This window comes from Maricaulis sp. (assembly GCF_039978735.1).
In the GTDB taxonomy this organism is placed as follows: domain Bacteria; phylum Pseudomonadota; class Alphaproteobacteria; order Caulobacterales; family Maricaulaceae; genus Maricaulis.
The window spans coordinates 138565-162298 of sequence record NZ_JBDWAS010000015.1; the positions used below are offsets into that span (position 1 = coordinate 138565).

Below are 23734 nucleotides of genomic sequence, written 5' to 3' on the forward strand. Positions count from 1 at the left end.
AAAACATGTCCGGCATCTTACCGGAAGTAATGTTATTGTAATGTTCGAGAAACGCGCCGGATAACCGGAACGCGTGAAGTTCGTGCTCGTACGCAGCACACATTCGCAACGAGGAAGGTTGTTCTGTCCCATGATTTCTGTTGATCGCATGCGCCGCCTTGGCGGTGTCTCGCTTCTGGCCCTGTCCACCGTGGCCGCCGCTTCCCTGGCGTTCCCGCTCGGTACGCCCGCCATGGCCCAGGAAACGGAAATCCGCCCGCCTTTCGCAGCCGCAGTGCCCAATGGCGCGCCGATGTCCTTCGCCGACCTGATCGAGACGGTCAGCCCGGCTGTCGTGACGATCCGCGCCAGCACGCCGCCGCGCGAGCGGGAGACCGAAATGTCGCCGGATCTCGAGCGCCTGCCGCCGCAATTGCGCGAGTTCTTCTCCGAACGCTTCGGCGATAACGGTCCCGCCATGCCGCGCGGGCGGGAATCGCTGGGCTCGGGCTTCTTCATCGATGCCGAGGGCCACATCGTCACCAACAACCACGTCGTCGCCGGTGCCGAGGAAATCACGGTCGGCCTGAGCGATGGCAGCGAATACGAGGCCCGCATTGTCGGCCTCGACGAACAGACCGACCTGGCACTGCTGAAGGTCGAAGCCGATGTCGACTTCCCCTTCGTGACGCTCGAGGAAGACGCCAATTACCGCGTCGGTGACTGGGTCGTGGCCGTGGGCAATCCTTTCGGCCTGGGCGGCACGGCGACCGCCGGCATCATTTCCGCCATCGGCCGTCCGATCGGCAATGCGACCTATAACGACTTCATCCAGGTCGACGCCCCGATCAATCGTGGCAATTCAGGTGGACCGACCTTCGATCTCGCCGGCAATGTGATCGGTGTGAACTCGCAGATCTTTTCGCCGACCGGCGGCAATGTGGGTATCGGCTTCGCCATCCCCTCCGATGTCGCCGCCAGGATCGTCGAGCAGCTCAAGAGCGATGGACGCGTTGCGCGCGGCTGGCTGGGCGTTTCGATCCAGAATGTCACCGACGATATCGCCGGCGCCATGGGGCTGGAGGAAGCGCGTGGCGCGATTGTCAGTTCCATCACGGCAGGCGGCCCTGCTGCCGACGCAGGGTTCGAGCGGGAAGACGTCATCCTGGAAGTGAATGGCGAGCCCGTCGAAGGGTCGCGCGACCTCACCCGCCGGGTCGGATCGTTCGCCTCCGGTGAGGAGGTGCGCTTCCTCGTCATGCGTGACGGACGGGAACGGACCCTGCGCGTACGCCTCGGTGAACGTCCCAGCGAAACCGATCTCAACGCGATGCAGAATGTCGGTCAGGCCGAAGCCGAGGAATCCTATTTCGGTATGACCCTCGTCCCGATGACGGACGAGGACCGTGAGCGTGCCGGGCTCGCGGCCAGCGATAGCGGCCTTGTGGTCACCGCGCTCGCGCGCGACTCCGAACCCGCCCGCAAGGGCATGACGACCGGCGACATCATTCTGGAAGCCGGCGGGTCGCCGGTTGCGTCGCCGGACGAGTTCCGGGCTGCCGTGACCCGTGCCCGCGAAGATGGCCGAACGGCCGTTCTGCTCCTGGTCGAGACGCGTGGCGGCCAACGCTATGTCGCGCTCGAGCTGGACCAAGAAGACGAATAGGAGAGACCGGGTGCGCATCCTGATAGTCGAAGACGATCGCGAGGCCGCGAGCTATATCCGCAAGGGCCTGCGCGAGAGCGGCCATGTGGCCGACCACGCCGGCGACGGCGAAGAGGGCCTGGAAATGGCCCGCGCCGCGGATTACGACGTGCTCGTCGTCGACCGCATGATGCCGCGCATGGACGGGCTGTCCATGGTTGAAACCCTGCGCGGGGAAGAGGATCGCACGCCGGTCCTCATCCTCTCCGCCCTCGGCGAGGTCGATGACCGCGTCGAAGGCCTCAAGGCCGGCGGCGACGACTATCTGGTCAAGCCCTACGCCTTTGCCGAACTTCTGGCCCGCGTCGAGGCTCTTGCCCGGCGCCGGGACCCGGAGACCGTCCGCACCAAGCTGGTGGTGGGCGATCTGGAGATGGATCTCCTTGCCCGCACGGTTGTCCGGGACGGTGAGGAAATCCTGCTTCAGCCGCGGGAATTCCGCCTGCTGGAATTCCTCATGAAGCATTCCGGCCAGGTGGTGACACGCACCATGCTGCTGGAAAAAGTCTGGGACTATCACTTCGACCCCCAGACCAATGTGATCGACGTGCACATTTCACGACTGCGCTCGAAGATCGACAAACCCTTCCCGCGGGCGCTTCTGCACACCGTGCGAGGGGCCGGCTACCGCCTTCAGGCCTGATCGGGCGTGACCCAGCGCAGAGCCGCCTTTCTCAGGACGACAGCGTTCCGGCAGACCCTCCTGTCGGCAGCGCTGTTCGCCCTGTCCAGCTTCGTCATCCTGGGCTTCGTATATGCGGCCTCGGCCGGCATGGTGGTACGCCGGGCGGACGCGGTGGTGAATGACGAGGTTCAGGTCCTCAACGACCGGTTCCAGTCCGGCGGGATCGACAATATCCGCCTCTATATTCTCCAGCGCACGGTGGGCGGTGGCGATTATCTCTACCTGCTTATCCATCCGTCGGGGCGAACCCTGGGCAATCTGAGTTTCCTGCCCGACGTCCAGCCGGACGAGGAGGGCAGGGTCCAGTTCACCTACCGGCGGCCTCCCGCAGGTGGTGTGGATGACGACAGCGAGAAGGAGGACCGGATTGTCCGCGGCCAGATCGTGGAACTCCCGTCCGGTTATCGCCTGTTTGTCGGCCTGGATGTCGACGACGAGACGCGCCTGATCTCGCGCATGCTCAACACCATCCTGGCGGCCTCTGCCCTGGCGCTGGCGTTGGGCGTGGCTGCGGGGATTTTCGTGAGCCGGCGGTTCGTGCGCCGCCTCGACAAGATCAACAATGTCGCCCGCCGCGTCCGGGCCGGCGACCTGCAGCCGCGGGCCCCCCGGAACTATACCGGCGACGAGCTGGACGAGCTGTCCGAAAATTTCAATAACATGCTCGACCGGGTCGAGGCGCTGATGCATCGCATGCGCCACACCGGCGACAGTATCGCCCACGATCTGCGCACGCCGCTGACCCGTATGCGCAACCGGCTCGATGAGGCGCTGCGCGACGACGGCGATCTCGACGCCCGCGAACAGGCGCTCGAGCGGGCCGTGGCCGATACCGACGAACTGCTGGGCATCTTCAACGCCATCCTGTCCCTGTCGCGCCTGGAAGCCGGTGAAAGCCGCGCCTCGATCATGCGGCTCGATCCGGCCGAGATTGCCGCAGACATGGCCGAGCTGTACGAGCCGGTTTGCGAGGATGACGGCCTGTCCTTTGCCAGCGAGATCCAGTCGGGTCTGGCGATGCTGGGCGACCGGGGCCTCCTGTCCCAGGCGCTCGCCAATATTCTCGACAATGCCGTGAAATACACGCCGGCCGGCGGGGCCGTGACCCTGCGGCTGCGCGAGACGGGCGAGGGCATGATCGAGTTTTCCGTGACCGATACGGGCCCGGGCATTCCCGATGTCGATCGCGAACGCGTGGTCCAGCGCTTTGTGCGTCTGGACAATTCACGCTCGCAGCCGGGGTCCGGCCTGGGTCTGTCTCTGGTCCAGGCGATTGCCGATGTCCACAATGGCCGTTTCGAGCTCAATGAAGGTCCGGGTGTTGTGGCGGGCGGTCACGGGCCGGGGCTGCGCACGTCGCTCTGCTTTCCCAAGGCGCCGCGGGAAGCCGGGTAATCCAGTAACGCAAAGCAGGACTTCACCTTCGGTCCGGATCGCGCCAGTTTGCCTGTGATGACACACACGGCTCCCATTCTCGACGCAGAGCGCAAGCCCCTGCCAGGCCGCAAGCCCGGACGGTGTGCCCACGTGTTCGACGGACTGCCCGAGGCCGTACGGTCGCAGATCGCGCCGGCGCAGGCCTTTCTGGATACGGTTTTCGACGCCGCGCCCTATCTGGCGCGACTGGCCCAGCGGCGTCCGGCGACACTGGCCGCGTGTGCGGTCGAGCCGCCGGAGAGCCTGATCGATCACGCGATCGACAATGCCCGCATTGCCGGTGAAGCCGCGCCCGATGCCGACGCGCTCGACCGGGCGCTGCGTCAGGCCAAGGCCGACGCCCATCTGGTGATCGGCCTGGCAGACCTGGCGGGCATCTGGTCCGTCGAACAGGTCACCGCAGCGATGACCCGCTTTGCGGATGCCGCCGTGGCCGGCGCCCTGGCGGGGCATGTGCGGCTGCTGGCCGGGCAGGGGCGGGCCTTTCCGCCGGAAGCGGCCGACAACCCGCTGCCCGGCCTCTTCGTCCTTGCGCTGGGCAAGATGGGTACCGGCGACCTGAACTACTCCTCCGATATCGACCTGGTCGTGCTCTACGACGCCGACGCACTGGTGCTGCCGGAGGACCAGGAACCGCGCAAGCGTCTGCCCCGCCTCGTCCAGGCCGTGGCGCGTACGCTGCAGGAGATCACGGCAGACGGCTATGTCTTCCGCGTCGACCTGCGTCTGCGGCCGGATCCGGGCGCCACACCGGTGGTGATCTCGACCGAAGCGGCGCTGAACTATTACGAGAGCCTCGGCCAGACCTGGGAGCGGGCCGCCTGGATCAAGGCGCGCGCCTGTGCCGGCGATTTCGCAGCGGCAGAGGCCTTCCTGCGCCACATGCAGCCCTTTATCTGGCGCCGCTCGCTGGACTTCGCCGCCGTCGACGATATCCGCGGCCTCGCGCGTCAGATCCAGACTGTCGGCCGTCGGGCCGAGGTGCGGCCTGCCGGGCATGACCTCAAGCTCGGGCGCGGCGGGATCCGCGAGATCGAGTTCTATGCCCAGATCCCGCAGCTCGTATTCGGCGGACGAAACGAGGCGCTGCGCCTGCCCGCAACACTGGATGCGCTGCGGGCGCTGTGCGGGGCCGATGTGGTCGAGGCGGGCGTGGTCGATGCCCTGACAGCTGACTATCGCCGGCTGCGCGCGTGGGAGCACCGCGTGCAGATGCGCCAGGACGAAGCCAGCCAGACCCTGCCCGAAGGCGATGAGGATCGTGCTGCCATCGCCGCCATGGCCGGGTATGACGATCTTCCGGCCTTCGACAGTGCGGTGGAGGCCTGCCTGCGGCGGGTACACGGGCATTTTTCCGACCAGTTCGAGGATGACGAGCCGCTGGCATCGGAAGCCGGATCGCTGATCCTGACCGGTGTCGAGCCGACGCCGGACACGCTCGCGACGCTGGAACGGCTGGGCTTTGCCGAGCCCGAAGCCGTCTGGAAACGTCTCAATGGCTGGGCTGCCGGGCGCGTTCGTGCGGTCCGCACGGCGCGGGCGCGTTCGCTCTTTGCCCGGATTGCACCGCAGCTTGTCGACCGCATGGCCGCGACCGGAGAGCCTGACGCGGCACTGGTCCGGTTTGCGGGCTTCTTTGAAAACCTGCCCATGGGTGTGCAGCCGCTCTCCCTGCTGTCGAACGAGCCGGGGCTGGCCGCCGATCTTGTATCGATCATCACGCTGGCGCCGCGCATGGCCACCGACCTGGCCCGCCGGCCCAACCTGCTCGACGCCATGCTCGACCGGCGTTTCACCGCCCCGCTGGCAGATGAGGGCCCCGATGCGTTCGGCACCCTGCTGTCGGAGGCGCTGGCGCGGGCCGGCGGCTACGAAGACGCCCTCAATATTGCGCGCCGCCTGGTGCGTGAGGAACGCTTCCGGATCGGCGCGCAGGTTCTTCGGGGCACAGTCAGTGCCGAACAGGCCGGTGCGGCCTTCTCGTCGATGGCGGAAATTTCCCTGGCCGCGATGGCGCGGGCGGCGCAGGCGGAAACCGAGCGCCGTTTCGGCGCGATGCCGGGCACGTTCGCGGTTCTGGGCATGGGCAAGCTGGGCGGCCGCGAACTCGCCTCGGACAGCGATCTGGACATCATGATCGTCTATGAAGGCGAGGGCGATGCCCAGTCCTGGTTCGGCCGCTTCGCCCAGCGTCTGATTTCGGCGCTCTCGGCGCCGACCGAAGAGGGCGAGCTGTTCGAGGTCGACATGCAGTTGCGGCCATCGGGCAAGGCCGGGCCGGTTGCAGTCAGTGTCGCGCGTTTCGAGACCTATTATCCCGGCGAGGCCTGGACCTGGGAGATGATGGCCCTGACCCGGGCGCGAGTCGTGACGGGTGACGCGGCCCTGTCCGAGCGGGTGAGTGCGGCCATGCGCGACGCGCTGACCCAGCCGCGGGACGCCCGGGGTGTGCGCGAGGATGCGCTGGCCATGCGCAAACGTCTCGAGGAAGCCAAGCCGGCGCGCGGGCCCTGGGATATCAAGGCGCGGGCGGGCGGCATCCAGGATATCGAATTCATCGCCCAGACCCTGCAGCTGGTGCATGCCTCGAAAAAGGACGTGCTGCGGCCGTCGACCCGCGCTGCGCTGGCGGCCCTGGCGGATTGCGGTGCGCTGCCGGGCGAGGATGCCGAATTTCTCGCGGCGTCGCTGGATCTCTATCTCGGACTGCTGCAGCTGATGAGAAGTGCGCACGGGTCCGGTTTCGATCCGTCGGCGGCGAGCGCCGGGTTTGCCGAACGCTTTGCCGGACTGGCCGGTGTGGGCAGTCTGCCGGAACTCGAAACCGCGCTGGAGAGCCGCGCTGCGCGGGTGCGCAAATGCTTCCGCCGCCATGTCGGAAAAATCTGACGACGGGGCCGCGACGGAATTTCCTGCCACCGGCGTTGAAGGGTCAGCGAGGTGATCAAGGACAAGGAAATTCTGTCATGAAACACACCAAGATGATCGTTCTGCTCGCCGGTTCGACCCTGATGCTGGCCGGTGCTGCGGCCGAGGCTGCCGGTCCCGGCGGCATGCGCGGACATGGCGGCGGTCGCGATGGCGGTCATGGCCATGCCATGATGGTGCTGCGAGCAGCCGACGCCAATGGCGACAATTCCATCACACGGGCCGAAGTGGACAGCCTGCAGGCGGAAATGTTCGCCTGGATGGATCGCAATTCCGACGGCTATCTCGACGAGGCCGACCAGTCGCCCGTCCATGCCCGCATGCGTGCCATCCGGGCTGAGGAACGCGCCGGGCGCGCCGGAGACGGCGAAGGCCGCCGCTGGGGTCGCCGGGGCGGTTCCGAAGGCGGGCCGCGCCATATGCGCGCCGATGCCGACGAGGATGGCCGGATCTCCCGCGCCGAATTCCTGGAACGCGAGAACCGCCTGTTCAACCGTCTCGATGCTGACGAAGACGGTGTCGTGACGCCGGCGGAGCTGGACGCTTCGGTCGAGCGCCGTCAGGATCGCCGCTTCTGGTGGCGTGACTAAGCGCCATCGCGATGTTTGACGGGCGCGGCATGGACGACGACACGGCGGCTGGAGAAAGCCAGGCTTCAAGCCGTGTCCGCGATCCGGCCGGCGAACCGGACGATGCGGACCTGATCGTCCGCGTCGGCCGCGGTGACCGGTCGGCCGCCCGCCTGCTCATGTCGCGCAACCTGCCGCGTATTCTCGGTCTCGCTCGTCGCATGCTGAATGACGAGATGGAGGCCGAGGATATCGCGCAGGAGACCTTCATACGGGTCTGGAAAGCCGCGCCACGCTGGCAGGCCGGTTCGGCCCGGGTCTCGACCTGGATGTGCCGGATTGCGATCAATCTCTGCTATGACCGGCTGCGCCGGCGGCGCGAAGTGCTGACCGACACGCCGCCGGAACAGATCGACAGTGCGCCGGATGCCGAGACGGCGATGACCCGTGCGCAAAGCGGCGACCGGATTGCCGCTGCGATGGCGCAATTGCCGGACCGGCAGCGTCAGGCGCTCGAACTCGTCCACTTCCAGGACATGAGCAATATCGACGCGGCGGACATCATGTCGGTCTCTGTCGAGGCCATGGAATCCCTGCTGGCCCGCGGCCGGCGCAAACTGAAGGCCATTCTGACCGGGGATGCCCCGGACCTGATGGCCAGCTATACAGGGCAGAGAGATGCCCGCTACGGTGCAACGCAATGACCGAAGAACGCTTTATCCAGATCGTTGAGGCCTACGGCGCCAATCCGGCCCGCTGGCCCGAGGCTGAACGTGCCGCCGCCATGGCCTTTGCGGATGCGCATCCGGATGTCGCCGACGCCGCCTTGCAGGCCGAAGCCCTGCTGGATGACTGGCTTGGCGGACCCGACGCTCAACCCTCCGAACTGCTCGAACGCCGTATCCTCAACCGCTTTCCGGCGCCGGCGGCGGCTGTGCGCTGGCAGATCCCGGCTGCCGCTGCGGCAGCCCTTCTGGTGGGGGCCTTCATCGGCTTTGCCAGCGGCGCCCTGACGGTCACCGAACCGGTGACCCCGACACTATATGCCGCGGCGGATGCCTATGCCGGTCTGGACGAAGACTGGATCACCTGGCTGGGAGATGACGTTTGAAACCGTCCACACCCTGGATCGCCGCCCTTCTGGTCTCGGTTCTCGCCAATGGCGTGCTGGCCGGCTTCCTCCTGCACCGCACGACGGAAGGCCCGGACTGGCGGCAGGCAGAAGACGAAGACCGCGGGCGCGGTGAGCGCCGGCATCACGATTCCCGCCGCGCAGGCTTTGACATGCGCGACATGCTGTTTGCCCTGCCGGACGATGCCCGCGAGGAGGCGCGTCAGCGTGCGCGCGACAATATCGACGAGATCCGGGCCCTGTTCGCCCAGAGCCGACAGGCCAAGGAAGATTTCGAGACCGCGGTGCGCGCGGAAACCTTCGACCGGGACGCCGCCGCCGATGCACTCGAGCGACTGCGCACTTCGCGCGAAGCGCTGGAGCTGGGGCTGCAAGGGGTGATGTTCGATCTACTGGCCGAGATGGATGCGGAAACACGCATCGAGGTCCTCGATGCGTCCCGGAACCGGGGCCGTCATGACCACGGCCGGTCACGGCCAGACCGCGAAGGAAGCGGTCCTGAAGGGCCCCGCCCCGAATAGGCGCAGCAGCTCAGATCTGATTGGCGGAGCTATTCGCCCGCGGCGATCCGTGCCGTGGTTGCACTGTCGACGAACTCGTCATCGGCATCGAAACCGTCATCCATCGCTTCGGACAACAGCGCCTCGACACGGTTGATATCGTCATTGCCGTCGATGTCGGAATAGGCGTCGGCCTCGATCTCGGCGAGCGCGTCGAGGTCGATCGGCTGGTCCTGGCTGATCGGCATCACGACATTCACCGTCGTGCCTTCACCCAGAACCGAGTCGATGGTCAGCGTGCCGCCATGCAGCTCGATCAGCGATTTGGACAGCGCCAGACCGAGGCCCGAGCCCTGGTGGCTCTTGGAGTGCTGGTTCTCGATCTGCTCGAACGGACGGCCGAGGCGGGGCAGGTCCTCCTTGGCGATACCGATACCCGTATCGGAGACCTGGAAAGCGACACCGACGCCGGACAGGAAGCCGCGCACCGTGACGCGTCCGCCTTCCGGCGTGAATTTCACCGCGTTGGAGATCAGATTGATCATCACCTGTTTGAAGGCGCGCGGATCGAGCTCCATTTCCGGCAGGTCCGACACATCGGCGCGCAGCTGGAGGCGCTTCTCCTCGGCGCGGCCGCGGACGATGCGCACGCATTGCCCGATCAGCTCGCTCGCATCGGTCGGCTCCGGCTGGAGCTGCATCTTGCCGGCCTCGATCTTCGACATATCGAGAATGTCGTTGATCAGCTCGAGCAGGTGCTGGCCGGACGTCAGGATGTCCTTCATGTAGCCGGTGTAGCGCTCGTCACCCAGGGGGCCGAACATCTCCTTGAGCATGATCTCGGAGAAGCCGTTGATGGCGTTCAGCGGTGTGCGCAGCTCGTGGCTCATATTCGCCAGGAATTCCGACTTGGAGCGGTTGGCTTCCTCGGCGCGGATCTTCTCGGCCTCGTACTTGCGGGCGAGATCGGCAATGCGGGCCTGCGAGCGCTTCACATCCTCGACGGTCTTGCGCAGCTGGGCCTGGTTTTCGGTCAGGGCGGCTTCGTGGTGCTTGAGATCGGTGATGTCGGCGCCGACACTCACCATGCCGCCATCGGCCGTGGCGCGGTCGGAATAGTGCAGCCAGCGCCCGTCGGCGAGTTCGATCTCGTAGGCCGCCTTGTTTTCCGTGCCGCCATGAACGGTCTTGATCGCCCGCGCGGCGGCCTGCTCGACCGCGGCATAGCTCATGCCCGGCTTCAGCATGCCGTCAGAGAAGTCGAAGGCGTCGCGGAATTTGCGGTTCCACAGCACGAGGCGGTGGCGTGAGTCCCACAGCACAAAGCTCTCCGACATGGATTCCAGCGCTGCGCGCAGCCGGCTTTCGGCGGCCACGACGCGGGCCTGGGCACCCTTGCGATCCGTGATGTCGATGGCCACGCCCACGATCCGGGCCTGGTCGCTGCCGACGGCGCCGGGCAGGATGCGTCCGCGCATCTGCAGCCACACCGCGGCATGCGCGGCGAGCACTTCCAGATCGACCTCGCCGCCAGCCGGGGCCCCGCGCATCGCGGCACGCAGGCGTTCGCGGTCGGGCTTGGAGAAGAGACGCAGGAATTCGCTGCCGCTGCACTCCAGGGCAGTCTCCATGCCGAGTATCCGCGCCAGGCTGTCGGTGATGAAGACGGTGTCGGCTTCCGGATTCCAGTCCCAGACACCGCAGCGCGCGCCCTCGATGGCGACGCGGAAGCGCTGCTCATTGTCCTCGAGCTGCTGGCGGGTCGAGCGCAAGCGGCCCATCTGCGTGAAGACGAGCGCGCTGAGCCCCATCGCAACGAAGATGGGTGCGATGAACATCAGGCCGTAAAAGGAGATGGTGCGGTACCAGGCGTTCTGGTTGATCCGCATCGCGCCGAGCGCATAGACGCGCAGCTCGGTCCCCGCGATCGGCGCAACGGCAAAGGTCACGCGTTCTTCGCCGAAGCGGGCGTCCGAGGTTGCACCGCCGCCTTCGCCGGCCAGGCGGTCGACAAAGGCGTCATCCAGGCCGAAGCGCGAGGCCAGCGGCGTCCCGGCGCGCACGCTGCGCATCTGCGGACGGATGGCCAGCATGCCGCCATTGCTGTCGGCGAGCGCGACCACGCGTTCATCACCCCAGTCCGGCAGGACGAGATCGGTCGCGAGCCGGGCCACGAAGGCGCCGACCGTGCCGTCTGACAGCTGCACCGGCACGGCAAGCACCAGGTGCGCCGGCTGGCCTTCAACGATTTCCGCCGTCAGGCCCGATGGTGCGTCGAGCGCCTGACCGGCCATTTCACGCAGCCCGTCGCCCGGATTGGCAGCGGCGATGGTGCGGCCGTCGGGCAGCAGGATGGCGACGTCCTCGACGAGGTCGGAGTCGCCGATCGCGCTCAGCCGTGCGCGTGCAGCCGGCACGATCTCGTCGATCGGCGTGTCGCGCAGGTCGGCGCTGGCGAAGGCGAGGGCATAGCGGGCTTCCGCGATGCGGGCGGTGACACGTTCGGCCAGATAGCCGGCGGCATTGGCCTGCGAGCGCTCGGCCTCGGTGATCAGCGTCTCGCGCTCCTGCTGGATCTTGACCAGCAGAATGCCGCCATAGGCCAGGGTGAAGAGCAGCACCGCCATGACGATCCACAGCGCGCCGGTTCCGCGTTTCGACGCACGCACCTTCCCCGTCTCGCCCGGCGAAGGGGTGCGGGTCGCCTTGTCCGTGGACGGGCGCGTATCGAACCGCATGTGATTCATGGTCTCAAACTAGGGTGTGTCGGTCTGTGCTGTCGACACCGGGCTTGGCGTCACGAGCCGGTCTGCGCCGGCTTCGTTCCTTCTGTTTCCCCACCCTCGTCCTTGGCGGCCGCTTTCTGGCGGCTCTTGCGTCTTTCCGGTCCCTTGTAGGTCGACTTGTCCGGATCGTTCCGGCGCCGGTCAGGGCCGAAGTAATGGCGGTTCCGGATGAAGGGACGGGGTTCGTTGATCACCGCCGCGATCTTGGAGAACATCTCCTTCGCGGTAATCGGCTTGCAGCAGAACTCCGTCACACCGGCGTCGCGTGCCGCCATGACCTTGGAGCGCTCGGAATAGGCGCTCAGCATGATGATGGGCACCAGCGGGTTGGGGCTGTCGTCGGCCGTGCGCACCAGGCGCACGAAGTCGAGCCCGTCCAGAATGTCCATCTGATAGTCGGTGATGATGATGTCGATCGAGTCCGAACGCACCATGTCGAAGGCTTCCGCCGGATCGCGCGACTCGTAGATCTGCTTGATCCCGAACCCGTGCAGAATCGTTCGCAGGATCGTCAGCATGTAGGTGTTGTCGTCGACGATAAGCGTCCTGACGCGGCTGAAATCTGCGGCCATGGCGGCGGTCTCGTGGTTTGGCTCAAGCTGCCCGCGTTTTGTTGATTCGCGGATCCTTGAGTTCTTTTAGCGCAACAGGCTTACCGAAATAGAAACCCTGTCCGTACCGAACGCCAAGCTCCCGCATCAGTTTCGCTGACGTTTCGCTTTCGATCATTTCCGCAACGGTTTCAGTACCCAGGGCGTTGCAAAGGTCGATCATCCCGCGCAGCAGTATGGTGTCGCGTTCGGAGCGTGAGGCGTTGCGGACATAGGAACCGTCGATCTTCACCACATCGGCGGGGAAGTCGCGCAGATAATGGAAGCCCGCTGCACCGGCGCCGAAGTCGTCGAGACAGACCGCATGTCCGCGCTCGCGGATCTTGGCGATGATATTGTTGGCGGCCTTGATGTTCTTCACCGAGGCGGTCTCGGTGAGCTCGAACATGAGCCGGCTGCGATCGATCTTCAGATCGGCGAGGAGCGCCAGGAATTTCTTGGCCCAGGCCATGTTGGTCAGGGATTTGCCGGACAGGTTGACGGCCAGGGCAGGGCGGTCGAAATCCTCGCGCAGGAACTGCGCCGCGATCTCGGTCATCGCATAGTCGATTTCGTGGATCAGGCCGGTGCTTTCCGCGAACCCCACGCTTTCCTCGATCGGCCGTCCGCCGGGCAGGCGCAGCAGCAGCTCGTAGTGATGCACCTTGCCGGTTTCCAGGTCGACGATGGGCTGGGCGTGCGGCTCGATCACGCGGCCGGCAATCGTCGTGCGCAGCTCGGTCATGCGTTTGCGGGTTTCGTGCATCAGGCGGTCGGCGGTCTCCTGCAACGAGATCACGTCGAGGGCCTTGCCGCTGTCGGCGGCTTCATTGATCGCGTGCAGGAAGGCCTGAACGGCAATTTCCGGTTCCAGCTCCGGCGCATCGCAGACCGACTCGATCCGCACATCGGCCTCGCCGAGGTCGAACCCCTTGAGTGTTGCCGCGACCTCATCGCGCAAGGCCGCCAGATCGACGGAGCGGGCGTGGATCAGCGCGGTGCGTGCCGCGTCGATCTGCCGGGCAACGCCGTCATTGCCGATGGCCAGGGCGCAGGAGGCGGCCACGGATGTGCGCAATTGTTCGGCATTGGCCGGACCGACCAGACGCTCGATATCGTCGCCGGCCTCGATGCGCAGGACCGACATGGCCAAGTCTGTGCCGATATTGCGGGCTGACGCGATGGCACCTTCGGCACTGCGCTCGAAGGCCTGGGGGTCGACATCGTCCGGCGCGTGCATGGCGTTGAAGGAGATCGACCAGCGGATGCGCTCGTCATCGCCCAGCGACCAGCCGCAAAGCTGAGCCTCGCGCCCATCGATCGTGATGCGGACAGGACCGAGCCGGTGACCGGGCTTCAGCCGGCGCACCAGCGCCTTGAGGATCGGACGCGAGGTGCGGTCGATGCGGCTTTCAAGCGGATCGCCCACACCGTCGCTTTCGGCGCCCGCCGGACTGGAGCCGAGGGCTGCGACAGCGCCGGCCGTGTAGGTGATGCGGCAGGAGGGGTCCGTTTCGACAAGAATATCGGCCGAAGCAAAGGCGAAGGACAAAAAGCGATTGCGTTGTTCGACTAACGACATGAGAGCAGCCCGACCCCGTTCAAGACAGATCGCTCAAATTCACAGCTAAACGTTAGAAGGCGATTAAATTTTTACCGGTCGCCTACGCGGCCTGGCGTGACTTGCCGTTATCCTTGCTGGAAGGTTTCGTGTTGATTTCCCGCAGCGTTTTACTCGCTTCGTGGCTCAACTTGGCTAACGCCGGAGGCAGTTCGCCGTCTTCGCTGGCCAGTTTTGCGAGTTGCTCGGCAATCGCCATCAGGTGCGGTGCGTTGGCGATCAGCCGGGCCTGTCCCTCGATGCGCGAGGGGTCGCGATCGTATTCCGCAGCCGGCACGCGCCAGCCACCCCAGTCCATGCTCTCGGTGACCACGACCGGGAAAGTGCCGGGATAGGGGTGGTGGCCGCATTCCTCGACGGACTGCCACTTGTTGCGGGCGCGCAGGACGCGCCAGCTCGCCGTGTCGATCTCGTCGGCTTGCTCTGCAGCGAGCTCGTCAGCCACGAAATCCCGGCCGAGCCCGCAGTCGTAATAGACCCGCACCGGCTCCTCGACATCCTTCACCCATTGCGGCTTGACCTGCTCGACGAGCGCCCAGGTTCCGACCGGGCGGACGAATACGCGCTGATGCTTGTGATAGATTGCCTTGGCCATGAAATGCCTCCCTCGCCGCTGCAGGAAAGCAGACCCGGATTGAAATGGCGTGAAGCGAACAGGTCTAATTTGATGTTTTGCCGAGCAGGGCGGCACAGGCCGCATCCGTGAGAACGGCGTCGGCGCGCGTGGTCGGCCATCGGCAGTCGCTGACGAGCAGGCTCCAGCTCTGAACGCTCGTCGCGGCCCAGAGATAGTCGGCGGCCTCGGAAACCGACCAGCCGCCGGCGAGCGCGCCGTCGCGATCGAGCGATGCGGCGAGCTGTCCGAGCCAGGATCGAAGATCGGCCATGCGGTCTTCCCAGGCGGCAGCGGCTTCGGCATCGGTGTCGCGCAGCCGGATCAGGTCGCGGGCGACCGGGAGGATTTCCGGCACGAAGTCCAGCCACACGCGGATGGCGCCGCGGAGCCGGTCCTGCGGATCGGATATCTCGAAGCAGGCAAACAGCTTTTCCCGGATGGAGAAACGCTCGTCGGCCCGCTGGACGAGCGCCATCAGCAAGCCGCCGCGGGTTCCGAAATGAAGATAGACCGATTGCCGGGAGATCCCGGCAGCGCGGGCGATCTCGGCGATCGAGACCTCGGCGCCCTTCTGCGAAATGAGGGCCCACGCCGCGTCGAGAATCTCGGCGCGGGTCCGGGCGAGTTTCGGTGTTCTTGACACGTGTCAAATTTCCCATTTATTTACACGTGTCAAATTATGGAGAATGGCGATGAACGTCAATGAGCGGATTGCGGATCTGGTGCGGGCCTATGGCGATGGTTCGGATGGCGCGTCGCCGGATGCCGGGCAATGGCGCACCGTGCTCGACGGGCCGCAGGACAGGCCGGTCGTGCTCGTCAATTTCTTCAAGTTCCGCGAACGGGCCCTCTATCCCGGCGGAGAGTACGTGAGCGGTCAGGATGCATTTGCGCGCTACGCGTCGGTCAGCATGCCGGCGCTGGAGCGCGCCGGCGGACATTTCCTCCATGTCGGCGGGTATGGCGGCAGTTTCGTCGGCGACGATGCCGGCTGGGACATGATCGCGATCGGGCACTATCCCGACACTGTGGCCTTGCTCGCCCTGTTCGACGATCCGGAATACCGCAAGGCCTTCCCTCACAGGCATGCAGCGTGCGAGCGTCAGCGGGTGATCTTCAGCCGGGGATAGCGGGGTCGATCTACAGGGCATGCTACGGGATCCCGCGTCCGGATCAGGAAACAGCCGTGCGAAATTCGGCAATCGAGCCTGTTCGGGGGCGCACGATCAGCCGGGAAAAGCAGAGGCGGTATAGCGCTGCGTTTGGCGAAGCGGCAATCGTGTTCAGCGATGCGGCCGGGGGCCGTTGATCTTGCGATCATAAGCGATATGCGCCGCCGTGACTTGGTTCGGCGTGCGGTCCGCGCTAAATGGCGCGCATGACTGCAGCCCGCACGCCCGACCGCCGCCTTTCCGTGGCCCCGATGATGGACTGGACCGACCGGCATTGCCGGGCGTTTCACCGTGTCCTGACGAAAGGCGCGCTGCTCTACACCGAAATGGCCGTCGACAAGGCGGTGATCCATGGCGATCGCGAGAAGCTGATCGGTTTCGACCCGGCCGAGCATCCCGTGGCCATACAGCTGGGCGGCTCCGATCCGGCCGATCTGGCCAAGGCCGGCCGGATTGCCGAGGGGTTCGGCTATATCGAGATCAATCTCAATGTCGGCTGCCCGTCCGACCGCGTGCAGTCGGGCCGCTTCGGGGCCTGTCTGATGCAGGAGCCGGCACTCGTCGCCGATTGCGTGAAGGCGATGCAGGATGCGGTGTCGGTACCGGTCACGGTGAAGTGCCGGATCGGCGTCGACGAGCAGGACCCCGAAGTCGCCCTGTTCGATTTCGTCGAGACGGTCGCGGCGGCCGGAGTGACAAGCTTCACCGTGCACGCCCGCAAGGCCTGGCTGAAAGGTCTGAGCCCGAAGGAAAACCGCACGGTTCCGCCGCTCGATTATGATCTGGTGCGCCGCCTCAAGGCGCAGCGCCCGGAGCTGGAGATCATCCTCAATGGCGGTCTGGAAACCCTTGAACAGGGGCTCGCGGAAACGGCATCGCTGGACGGGATGATGCTCGGCCGCGCCGCCTATCACACGCCCTGGATCCTGGCCGAGGCCGACAGCCGGCTGTTCGGCAAGGCCGATCCGCTTGCCAGCCGTGTCGAGGCGGTCGACGCCTACCGGCCCTATCTGGAAAGCCAGCTGGGCAAGGGCACGCGTCTGCACGACATGACACGCCATATGCTGGGCCTTTTCACCGGCCAGCCCGGTGCCCGTCTGTGGCGGCGCATCCTGTCGGAAAAGGCGCCGAAGCGCGGCGCGGGTCTTGAAGTCATCGACGAGGCACTGGCGGCGGTCGTGCCGCAAGACGAGGCGGCATAGCGATGCAGGATATCTGGATTCTGGTCCTGGCGATGGCCGCCACCGGCGCGTTTGCCGGCCTGATCGCGGGCATGTTCGGCATTGGCGGCGGCATCGTCATGGTGCCGGCGCTCTATTTCGCCTTCAATTCGTTGGGCTATGAGGATCCGCGGGTGATGCATGTCGCGGTCGGGACCTCGCTGGCAGTGATTGTCGCGACCTCGCTGCGCAGCGTCTCCGCCCACGCCAAGCGCGGCGCGGTGGATTTTCAGGTTCTGCGCGAATGGGCGCCCTGGATCGTCGCGGGCACGCTGATCGGGACAGTCATCGCGCACTATCTTTCCGGCCGCATGCTGACCGGCATTTTCGGCGGCATGGCGATGCTGCTGTCCCTGCAATTCTTTTTCGGCCGGCCCGATTGGACGCTGCGCGAGGACATGCCAGGCGGGATCACCCGCATCGGTCTGGGGGGCACGATCGGGGCGTTCTCGGCGCTGATGGGCATCGGCGGCGGCGTCATGGGCGTTACCCTGATGACGCTGTGCGGCAAGCCGATCCGGCAGGCCGTGGCCACAGCGGCCGGTTTCGGCGTCGCGATCGGGGCGCCCGGTGCGATCGGCTTCATCGTCAATGGCTGGGGGCATGAAGTCGTGCCCTGGTCGCTGGGCTATGTGAACGGGCCCGGCTTTGCGCTTCTGGCCAGCTGCGCCTTTTTCGTTGCGCCGGTGGGGGCCAAGCTGGCGCACGACCTGCCGGAACGGACGCTGAAGCGTCTCTTCGCTATCGGACTGGTCGTCGTCGGCTTCATGCTGGTGCGCGAAGCGGTGATCGGCGGCTAAAGCGTGATCAGGTGAAGTGGAAACCGGTTCCGCAGGAAACGAGTCTGCCTAGGGCTGCAGGATCAGCTGGTTCTCGCGGATTTCCAGCGAGCTGAAACGTTCCAGTACCGACATGCCGAGCAGCGAGATCTCGCCGCCGGGCATGACAACGGCCGGGATCTCTTCGAAGTGGCGCCCCTGTAGATCGAGCGACCGGATCGTCACCGGCGCGGCCATGGCTTCGCCGGATGCCATCGATACCGGTATCGAGAAATCCAGCCTGTGGGTGCGGATGCCGATACGTCCGGCATCGCTGAGCGTCAGGGCGATGCCGCTGGCGCCGGTATCGACCAGAAACGGAACCCGGGCGCCATTGATCTCGGCCTCGATATAGTAATGCCCGTCCCGCTGGCGGTTGAGCACGATGGGTCCGTCATTCCGCGGTGCGCCAGCGGCATTATCCTGCCCGGCCTGGGAGCTCACGGCGGCCGGCGGTGCGAGCCAGGTGCGCTGATATTCCAGGTCTTCGAAATCATGGTCGAAGATGGGGATGACACCGATCATGGCCGCGATACTCAGCCATGTGACGAGGTTGCGGTGGCGGGCACCTGCGGGCGCGAAACCGGCACCGAACAGGGCAATCAGCAGCAGGAGCATGATCGCCGCTGCCGCAAGCAGGCGCAGGGACGGATCGAGGCTGTCCCAGAACGGCCACAGCACCAGTCTCAGGGTGAGCAGGGCGAGGGCGGCCAGCAGGGCCGGGCGGGCGAAGCGGGTGACCAGATGCTGCATGCTCAGCGGCCCCCTGTGGTGAATGAGGCGGCCGGACGCATCACGCCTCCCGTGCCCGGCGATAGGCCGCTTCCCGCTCCGGCAGGGCCTGCATGATCGCGTCGCGCTCCGCGTCCGAATAGCGGGTCCAGCATCCCAGCTCCTCCATGGTGCGGAAACAGCCCAGGCAGACGCCGGCCTTGGGGTCGACGAAACAGACTTTCACACAGGGTGTCGTGATCGGGGTGCGGTCCATGCATCGCAGCATTCCGTGTGGTCTTCATTGTGGCAAGTGCTTGCGGCGGCGGGGCCTGCCGGAATATTGTCCCGCCTTTATCTGCCTGGGGACATTCATGGACGATCTGGTGCTGCAGGCCCGCAGCTTTGTGGGACTTTTTGCTCTTGCGGGCGTGGCGTGGCTGCTCGGCCCGCGCAAGAAGATCTCCGTGGTGCTGCTGGTCGGTGCCATCGCCCTGCAATTGCTGATCGCCTGGCTGCTCTATTCCGTCGCGCCCTTCCGGGCTTTCCTGCAATCGCTGACCGGCGTCGTCGCCGTGCTGCAGGAGGTGACGAATGAGGGCGCGCAATTCGTGTTCGGCTATCTGGCCGGCAGCGAGGCGCCCTGGGAAAACGACCCGGCCGGCGGCTCGGGTTTTCTCTTCGCTTTCCAGGCCCTGCCGATGGTGATCGTGCTGTCGGCGCTGTCGGCCCTGCTGTGGCGCTGGCGGATCCTGGAATTCCTGGTGCGCGGGTTCGCGGCAGCCTTCCGGCGCCTGTTGAACCTGTCCGGTTCGGCCAGTCTGGGCGCCGCGGCGAATATCTTCCTGGGCATGACGGAAAGCCCGGTGCTGATCCGGCCGCGCCTGCCGGACATGACCCGGTCGGACCTCTTCCTCATCATGACGGTGGGCTTCTCCACCGTCGCCGGATCGGTAATGGCGCTCTATGTCAGCCAGCTGACCGGCGTGATCGACGGGGCGGCGGGGCATATCTTCACCGCCTCGCTGATCTCGGTTCCGGCGGCGGTTCTTCTGTCGCGCCTGATGATGCCGGCCGAGCCGGTCTCCGAAGAGGCGCTGCAGAAAGAGAAGATCCCGACGCCGATCTACCACTCCTCGATGGACGCGCTGACGACCGGTGTGTCGGACGGTATCCGTCTGTATTTCAACATCATCTTCATGCTGCTGGTCTTTACCGCCCTGGTCGCGCTGGTGAATGTGCTGCTCGGGCTTTTCCCGGATGTGTTCGGTGCGCCGCTCTCGGCCGACCGGATCCTTGGCTGGGTCTTCGCACCGGTCGTCTGGCTGGCGGGTATCCCCTGGAGCGAGGCCACCCAGGCCGGTTCGCTGATGGGGCTGAAGACGGCGCTGAACGAGGTCTATGCCTATGACCAGCTGTCCCGGGTCGGCGGTGAGCTGTCCGAGCGCACGCGCCTGATCATGACCTATGCGCTGTGCGGTTTCGCCAACTTTTCCTCGGTCGGCATCCTGACCGGCGGCCTGGTGGCGATTGCGCCGTCGCGCCGCGAGGACATCCTGCAGCTGGCCCCGCGGGCGCTGATCTCGGGCACGCTGGCAACGCTGATGACAGGCGCTGCCGTGGGCGTTCTGCCGGCGGGCTTGTTCGGCTAATTTGCGGAGTCAGTCGCCGCGTTTCGGCCAGAGACGGCTGCGCAGCCAGCCGGGGGTGGAATTGCCTTTCAGGGCCTGGCGATAGGCGGTGTCGAAGAAGCGGTGCAGGCCTTCGGCATCGGCGTAGAGATCGCTGCGGGTCTTCATCGGCGCGTCCGGATCGATGCGCTTGACCACTTTGGCGGGATTGCCGGCGACGATGGTCCAGGGCTCGACATCGCGGGTGACGACCGAGCGGGCGCCGACGACGGAGTGGGCGCCGATGGTGACGCCCTTGCCGATGAAGGCGCCGTCGCCGATCCAGACATTGCGTTGAAGTTTCACGGGTTTCCAGGCCGGCGCCGGGTCGACGCGGTCGTGGATGGAGTGCCAGTCGCAGTCCGAGATCGTGGCCTTGTTGGCGATCAGGCAGTCATCGCCGATCTCGATCTCGCCGGCGGCGAGAAGGCGGGTGCCGCCGGCCATGAAGACATTGTTGCCGATATCGATCCGCCCGGCCTGGGTCTGCGGCGACCAGACGGTGAGCCGGACCGGATCGGCCTTGTTGGCGACGATGTGCAGGCGGTCGCCGGCGGTGATGTTGGGGCCGAAAACCTCGACATGCCAGGGACATACGACTTTCGGCTCGATGCCCAGCGCGGCAAAGTGGGGGGCTAGGAAATGGCCCGTCCAGGCGTTTTCATACGCTTCCCAGGCGCGGTGCATCCAGTAGGGGCGGTGGTCCCGTTTCATTTTGTCCCGGCGCTCCCTATATCCATCCGGCGCGTTCGGCGTCCGGCGTTTCGCAGCCTGGACGCCCATGAGACAATACCGCTTCATACTTGTCTCGCAGCGGGTACATAAGACCCCCATAACTGCCCCATAGGCGCAACACGGGAGTAACGCCCAGTGACATATGAGGTCGCGATGACGGCCGAAGCGGTGACCGGCTTCCTGGAGGAGGTTTTTCCGGAGATGAACCGCGCGGGCCGGATCTTCACCATCGACACGATCGAACCCGGCCGTGCCATCGTCCGGGCGCGCACGGATGCCACACATCTGCGCCCCGGCGGCACCGTTTCCGGACCGACGCTGTTCTCCCTGGCCGACTTTGCCGCCTATGTGGTGATCCTCGGCCATATCGGACCGCAGGCGCTGGCGGTGACGACCAATCTCAATATCAACTTCCTGACCAAGGCCGGCCCCGGCGAGCTGATCGCCCGCTGCCGCATCCTGAAACTGGGCAAGCGGCTGGTCGTCACCGATTGCGACATCACGGCGGACGGCAGCGACGACTTGATCGCACAGGCCAGTGCGACCTATTCCATTCCGCCATCGCGCTAACGAGGCGCACCGAGCGAAGGACAGCAAGATGAGCGAGACCGAAGGCAGCGATCCGATCGAGGCGATCATCGTGAAACTCGTGGCGGCCGCGCCCGAGGGGCGCTCGATCTCGCCGGCCGATGTCGCCAAGGCGATCGATCCGGAGCGTTTCAACCGCCAGTTCGGCCATGTGCGCCAGGCGGCGATCCGGCTGGCCCGGCGCGGCGAGGTGACGATATTGCGCAAGGGCAAGCCGGTCGAGGATCCGGAGAATTTCAAGGGGGTCTGGCGGATTGGCCGCGCCTGATCTCGATCCGCTGCTGGACGAGATCCGCGCCTGCCGCGTGTGCGCGGAGGCCATGCCGCATGAACCGCGCCCGGTGATCCGGGCCGCCCCCACCGCCCGCATCATGATTATCGGCCAGGCGCCGGGCACGCGGGTGCATGCCTCGGGCAAGCCCTTCACCGATCCGTCCGGCGACCGGCTGCGCGACTGGCTGGGGGTGGACGAGGACACCTTCTACGACACATCCCGCATCGCCATCGTGCCGATGGGCTTCTGCTTTCCCGGTCTCGACGCAAAGGGCGGCGACCTGCCGCCGCGCAAGGAATGCGCGCCCTTGTGGCAGGCGCGGGTGCGCGCGGCCCTGCCGGATGTGCGCCTGACCCTGCTGGTGGGACAGTATGCCCAGCGCTTCCATCTGGGTTCGCGGATGCAGCAAACACTGACCGAAACCGTCCGCCGTGGCGATGCGTACGGGCCGGAATTTCTGCCGCTCCCCCATCCCTCCTGGCGAAATAATGTCTGGCTGAAGAAGAATCCGTGGTTCGAAGAAAAAATTCTCCCCATGTTGCGCTGCCGCATGAAAGAATTATTACGCTGAGCGGCATTCGGGGTGTTTTCGCGCGCTTGTAAGGCGGCTCGCGAACGGGTATTCCACGGCCCGACTTCGCAGCCCGCGGACGGGCTGCCACCGTTGAAAAAGGGTATGCCCGTAATGAGTGTTCTCGAGCACGCTTCGTTCGACAATCACGAGAAAATCCTTTTCGCCACCGACGAGACGACCGGCCTCAAGGCCATCATCGGTGTGCACTCCACGGCCTCCGGCCCGGCCTGCGGCGGCTGCCGCATGTGGTCCTATCCCAATTCGGACGCGGCCCTGACCGACGTGCTCCGCCTGTCCCAGGGCATGAGCTACAAGAATATCATGGCCGACCTGCCCATCGGCGGCGGCAAATCCGTGATCATGAAGCCGGAAGGCGCCTTCGACCGCAAGGCGCTGTTCGAGGCCTTCGGCCGCGCGGTGGAAAGCCTCAACGGCCAGTACATCACCGCCGAGGATGTCGGCGTCAGCCCGGACGACATGATGGCCGTGCGCCGCTCGACCGAGCATGTGGTCGGCCTGCCGGAAGGCAAGGCGGCCTCGGGCGATCCCTCGCCGGTGACCGCCGACGGCGTCTATCGCGGCATCATGGTGGCCGCCGAGCGCGGCCTGGGCAAGCGCGACCTCAACGGCGTCAAGATCGCCATCCAGGGCGCGGCCGGCCATGTCGGCACCTATCTGGCCGGCCATCTGGCCAAGGCCGGTGCCGAGCTCTTCATCACCGATATCAACCAGGACGGGCTGGAAAAGCTGAAGGCGGAATACGGCGCCACCATTGTCGGTCTCGACGAGATCTACGACCAGGATGTCGACGTCTTCGCCCCGTGCGCCCTCGGCTCGATCATCAATCCGGACACGATCGACCGCATCAAGGCGAAAGTGATCGCCGGCGCCGCCAACAACCAGCTCGCCACGCGCGAGATGGGTGCGGAAGTCCTCAAGCGCGGCATCGTCTATGCGCCGGACTATGTCATCAATGCCGGCGGCATCATCAATGTGATGGGCGAGATCGCCGGCGACTTCAATCCGGAATGGGTGAAGGGCAAACTGGACGGTCTGGAAGCGACCCTGGGCGAGATCCTCGACCAGTCCAACAATGAAGGCCGCCCCGCCAACATCATCGCCGACGAAATCGCCCGCCAGCGCATCGAGGAGAAGCGCGCTGCGAAGCTGGGCAAGGTGGCGTAGGTTTCAAGCGCCGGACGCCTGAGGGTGTCCGGGGTTTTGATGGTGAATTTGATCTGCCGCGCCCGCCTGGGTGCGGCAGATTTTTTTGGGGGGCGAATGCAGAGCGCTCCTAGTGGGTCACAGATTGCTCCAGCGCACCTCGATTGTGGACGATCCAATTGGGAGGCAGCGGGCCCAAAACTGTTGTGAGAATTGTTCCCGCGAGATTGGAGGGCCGTTTCGGACGTGAGCAATCGTGC

24 protein-coding genes are annotated in these 23734 nt (G+C 65.7%); 16 read left to right on the forward strand and 8 right to left on the reverse strand.

The annotated features are described in order from the left end of the window. Positions 1–130: 130 nt before the first annotated feature. The 8 genes from ABJO18_RS05415 to ABJO18_RS05450 all read left to right on the forward strand — a co-directional run bounded on the left by ABJO18_RS05415 (position 131) and on the right by ABJO18_RS05450 (position 8956). Positions 131–1645: a Do family serine endopeptidase gene (locus ABJO18_RS05415; RefSeq protein WP_348506388.1), complete on the forward strand. Its 1515-nt coding sequence runs from the start codon at positions 131–133 to the stop codon at positions 1643–1645. A 10-nt stretch (positions 1646–1655) separates the two neighbouring features. Continuing rightward, a complete protein-coding gene (locus ABJO18_RS05420) occupies positions 1656–2327 on the forward strand; it encodes a response regulator transcription factor (protein ID WP_271185120.1) in 672 nt (223 codons plus the stop codon). Between the two features lie 6 nt (positions 2328–2333). Then, positions 2334–3764 carry a HAMP domain-containing sensor histidine kinase gene (locus tag ABJO18_RS05425; RefSeq protein ID WP_348506386.1) on the forward strand — a complete coding sequence of 477 codons (1431 nt, stop codon included), beginning with the start codon at positions 2334–2336 and terminating at the stop codon, positions 3762–3764. 57 nt (positions 3765–3821) lie between these two features. Next, positions 3822–6695, forward strand: coding sequence for a bifunctional [glutamine synthetase] adenylyltransferase/[glutamine synthetase]-adenylyl-L-tyrosine phosphorylase (locus ABJO18_RS05430; RefSeq protein WP_348515765.1), 2874 nt, complete (start codon positions 3822–3824; stop codon positions 6693–6695). Positions 6696–6772: 77 nt separating this feature from the next. Next, entirely contained in the window at positions 6773–7324 is a 552-nt protein-coding gene (locus ABJO18_RS05435; RefSeq protein ID WP_348509523.1) for a hypothetical protein, read from the forward strand. Positions 7325–7353: 29 nt separating this feature from the next. Then, entirely contained in the window at positions 7354–8007 is a 654-nt protein-coding gene (locus ABJO18_RS05440) for an RNA polymerase sigma factor (protein ID WP_348509522.1), read from the forward strand. Next, positions 8004–8414 (forward strand): hypothetical protein, encoded by a 411-nt coding sequence (locus tag ABJO18_RS05445; protein ID WP_348509521.1) that lies wholly within the window; start codon positions 8004–8006, stop codon positions 8412–8414. Before ABJO18_RS05440 ends, ABJO18_RS05445 begins: the two co-directional genes overlap by 4 nt. Next, positions 8411–8956: a periplasmic heavy metal sensor gene (locus ABJO18_RS05450; protein ID WP_348515766.1), complete on the forward strand. Its 546-nt coding sequence runs from the start codon at positions 8411–8413 to the stop codon at positions 8954–8956. Before ABJO18_RS05445 ends, ABJO18_RS05450 begins: the two co-directional genes overlap by 4 nt. Positions 8957–8985: 29 nt before the next feature. On the opposite strand, the gene ABJO18_RS05455 is transcribed toward ABJO18_RS05450, so the two are convergent. The 5 genes from ABJO18_RS05455 to ABJO18_RS05475 all read right to left on the reverse strand — a co-directional run bounded on the left by ABJO18_RS05455 (position 8986) and on the right by ABJO18_RS05475 (position 15191). Continuing rightward, positions 8986–11673 carry an ATP-binding protein gene (locus tag ABJO18_RS05455; protein ID WP_348515767.1) on the reverse strand — a complete coding sequence of 896 codons (2688 nt, stop codon included), beginning with the start codon at positions 11671–11673 and terminating at the stop codon, positions 8986–8988. Between the two features lie 59 nt (positions 11674–11732). Further along, positions 11733–12293: a response regulator gene (locus tag ABJO18_RS05460; RefSeq protein WP_291887898.1), complete on the reverse strand. Its 561-nt coding sequence runs from the start codon at positions 12291–12293 to the stop codon at positions 11733–11735. 22 nt (positions 12294–12315) lie between these two features. Continuing rightward, the gene (locus ABJO18_RS05465) at positions 12316–13893 is read right to left on the reverse strand and encodes an EAL domain-containing protein (RefSeq protein ID WP_348515768.1); all 1578 of its coding nucleotides are present in this window, start codon (positions 13891–13893) and stop codon (positions 12316–12318) included. Between the two features lie 82 nt (positions 13894–13975). Beyond that, a complete protein-coding gene (locus ABJO18_RS05470; protein ID WP_348335861.1) occupies positions 13976–14527 on the reverse strand; it encodes a hypothetical protein in 552 nt (183 codons plus the stop codon). Between the two features lie 64 nt (positions 14528–14591). After that, positions 14592–15191 (reverse strand): TetR/AcrR family transcriptional regulator, encoded by a 600-nt coding sequence (locus ABJO18_RS05475; RefSeq protein ID WP_348335860.1) that lies wholly within the window; start codon positions 15189–15191, stop codon positions 14592–14594. Between the two features lie 49 nt (positions 15192–15240). Between ABJO18_RS05475 and ABJO18_RS05480 the strand changes: the two genes are divergently transcribed. From ABJO18_RS05480 to ABJO18_RS05490, 3 genes are all read left to right on the forward strand, one after another. After that, positions 15241–15678, forward strand: a complete 438-nt coding sequence (locus tag ABJO18_RS05480) for a DUF1330 domain-containing protein (RefSeq protein WP_348335859.1) — start codon at positions 15241–15243, stop codon at positions 15676–15678. A gap of 248 nt (positions 15679–15926) precedes the next feature. Further along, entirely contained in the window at positions 15927–16922 is a 996-nt protein-coding gene (gene dusA, locus ABJO18_RS05485) for a tRNA dihydrouridine(20/20a) synthase DusA (RefSeq protein WP_348515769.1), read from the forward strand. Between the two features lie 2 nt (positions 16923–16924). Continuing rightward, positions 16925–17740 carry a sulfite exporter TauE/SafE family protein gene (locus ABJO18_RS05490; RefSeq protein WP_348335857.1) on the forward strand — a complete coding sequence of 272 codons (816 nt, stop codon included), beginning with the start codon at positions 16925–16927 and terminating at the stop codon, positions 17738–17740. Between the two features lie 48 nt (positions 17741–17788). Here ABJO18_RS05490 and ABJO18_RS05495 read toward each other — a convergent pair whose 3' ends face one another. Both ABJO18_RS05495 and ABJO18_RS05500 read right to left on the reverse strand, forming a co-directional pair. After that, the gene (locus ABJO18_RS05495; protein WP_348335856.1) at positions 17789–18511 is read right to left on the reverse strand and encodes a TIGR02281 family clan AA aspartic protease; all 723 of its coding nucleotides are present in this window, start codon (positions 18509–18511) and stop codon (positions 17789–17791) included. Between the two features lie 40 nt (positions 18512–18551). Then, entirely contained in the window at positions 18552–18746 is a 195-nt protein-coding gene (locus ABJO18_RS05500) for a DUF1289 domain-containing protein (RefSeq protein WP_348515770.1), read from the reverse strand. Between the two features lie 97 nt (positions 18747–18843). Here ABJO18_RS05500 and ABJO18_RS05505 point away from each other — a divergent pair, with 97 nt between their 5' ends. After that, positions 18844–20121, forward strand: coding sequence for a nucleoside transporter C-terminal domain-containing protein (locus tag ABJO18_RS05505; protein ID WP_348335854.1), 1278 nt, complete (start codon positions 18844–18846; stop codon positions 20119–20121). A 9-nt stretch (positions 20122–20130) separates the two neighbouring features. Here the strand turns inward: ABJO18_RS05505 and ABJO18_RS05510 are convergent, their stop codons facing one another. Then, positions 20131–20853, reverse strand: a complete 723-nt coding sequence (locus tag ABJO18_RS05510) for an acyltransferase (protein WP_348515771.1) — start codon at positions 20851–20853, stop codon at positions 20131–20133. A gap of 156 nt (positions 20854–21009) precedes the next feature. On the opposite strand from ABJO18_RS05510, the gene ABJO18_RS05515 reads away from it, so the two are divergent. From ABJO18_RS05515 to ABJO18_RS05530, 4 genes are all read left to right on the forward strand, one after another. Next, the gene (locus tag ABJO18_RS05515) at positions 21010–21444 is read left to right on the forward strand and encodes a PaaI family thioesterase (RefSeq protein ID WP_348515772.1); all 435 of its coding nucleotides are present in this window, start codon (positions 21010–21012) and stop codon (positions 21442–21444) included. Positions 21445–21472: 28 nt separating this feature from the next. Then, positions 21473–21730, forward strand: coding sequence for a DUF3253 domain-containing protein (locus ABJO18_RS05520; protein WP_348335851.1), 258 nt, complete (start codon positions 21473–21475; stop codon positions 21728–21730). Beyond that, a complete protein-coding gene (locus ABJO18_RS05525) occupies positions 21717–22307 on the forward strand; it encodes a uracil-DNA glycosylase family protein (protein ID WP_348515773.1) in 591 nt (196 codons plus the stop codon). The genes ABJO18_RS05520 and ABJO18_RS05525 overlap by 14 nt, the downstream gene beginning before the upstream one ends. Before the next feature lie 114 nt (positions 22308–22421). Continuing rightward, positions 22422–23495: a Glu/Leu/Phe/Val dehydrogenase dimerization domain-containing protein gene (locus ABJO18_RS05530; protein WP_348335850.1), complete on the forward strand. Its 1074-nt coding sequence runs from the start codon at positions 22422–22424 to the stop codon at positions 23493–23495. Positions 23496–23734: the final 239 nt, after the last annotated feature.

Excerpts from the sequence above, each read along its gene's own strand:
- ABJO18_RS05505 (WP_348335854.1), top strand. The coding sequence starts at position 18,844 with ATGGACGATCTGGTGCTGCAGGCCCGCAGCTTTGTGGGACTTTTTGCT.
- ABJO18_RS05440 (WP_348509522.1), top strand. The coding sequence starts at position 7,354 with ATGGACGACGACACGGCGGCTGGAGAAAGCCAGGCTTCAAGCCGTGTC.
- ABJO18_RS05445 (WP_348509521.1), top strand. The coding sequence starts at position 8,004 with ATGACCGAAGAACGCTTTATCCAGATCGTTGAGGCCTACGGCGCCAAT.
- ABJO18_RS05495 (WP_348335856.1), bottom strand. The coding sequence starts at position 18,511 with ATGCAGCATCTGGTCACCCGCTTCGCCCGCCCGGCCCTGCTGGCCGCC.
- ABJO18_RS05455 (WP_348515767.1), bottom strand. The coding sequence starts at position 11,673 with ATGCGGTTCGATACGCGCCCGTCCACGGACAAGGCGACCCGCACCCCT.
- ABJO18_RS05510 (WP_348515771.1), bottom strand. The coding sequence starts at position 20,853 with ATGAAACGGGACCACCGCCCCTACTGGATGCACCGCGCCTGGGAAGCG.
- ABJO18_RS05470 (WP_348335861.1), bottom strand. The coding sequence starts at position 14,527 with ATGGCCAAGGCAATCTATCACAAGCATCAGCGCGTATTCGTCCGCCCG.
- ABJO18_RS05530 (WP_348335850.1), top strand. The coding sequence starts at position 22,422 with ATGAGTGTTCTCGAGCACGCTTCGTTCGACAATCACGAGAAAATCCTT.
- ABJO18_RS05520 (WP_348335851.1), top strand. The coding sequence starts at position 21,473 with ATGAGCGAGACCGAAGGCAGCGATCCGATCGAGGCGATCATCGTGAAA.
- dusA (WP_348515769.1), top strand. The coding sequence starts at position 15,927 with ATGACTGCAGCCCGCACGCCCGACCGCCGCCTTTCCGTGGCCCCGATG.
- ABJO18_RS05500 (WP_348515770.1), bottom strand. The coding sequence starts at position 18,746 with ATGGACCGCACCCCGATCACGACACCCTGTGTGAAAGTCTGTTTCGTC.
- ABJO18_RS05480 (WP_348335859.1), top strand. The coding sequence starts at position 15,241 with ATGAACGTCAATGAGCGGATTGCGGATCTGGTGCGGGCCTATGGCGAT.
- ABJO18_RS05465 (WP_348515768.1), bottom strand. The coding sequence starts at position 13,893 with ATGTCGTTAGTCGAACAACGCAATCGCTTTTTGTCCTTCGCCTTTGCT.
- ABJO18_RS05435 (WP_348509523.1), top strand. The coding sequence starts at position 6,773 with ATGAAACACACCAAGATGATCGTTCTGCTCGCCGGTTCGACCCTGATG.
- ABJO18_RS05430 (WP_348515765.1), top strand. The coding sequence starts at position 3,822 with ATGACACACACGGCTCCCATTCTCGACGCAGAGCGCAAGCCCCTGCCA.
- ABJO18_RS05460 (WP_291887898.1), bottom strand. The coding sequence starts at position 12,293 with ATGGCCGCAGATTTCAGCCGCGTCAGGACGCTTATCGTCGACGACAAC.
- ABJO18_RS05415 (WP_348506388.1), top strand. The coding sequence starts at position 131 with ATGATTTCTGTTGATCGCATGCGCCGCCTTGGCGGTGTCTCGCTTCTG.
- ABJO18_RS05490 (WP_348335857.1), top strand. The coding sequence starts at position 16,925 with ATGCAGGATATCTGGATTCTGGTCCTGGCGATGGCCGCCACCGGCGCG.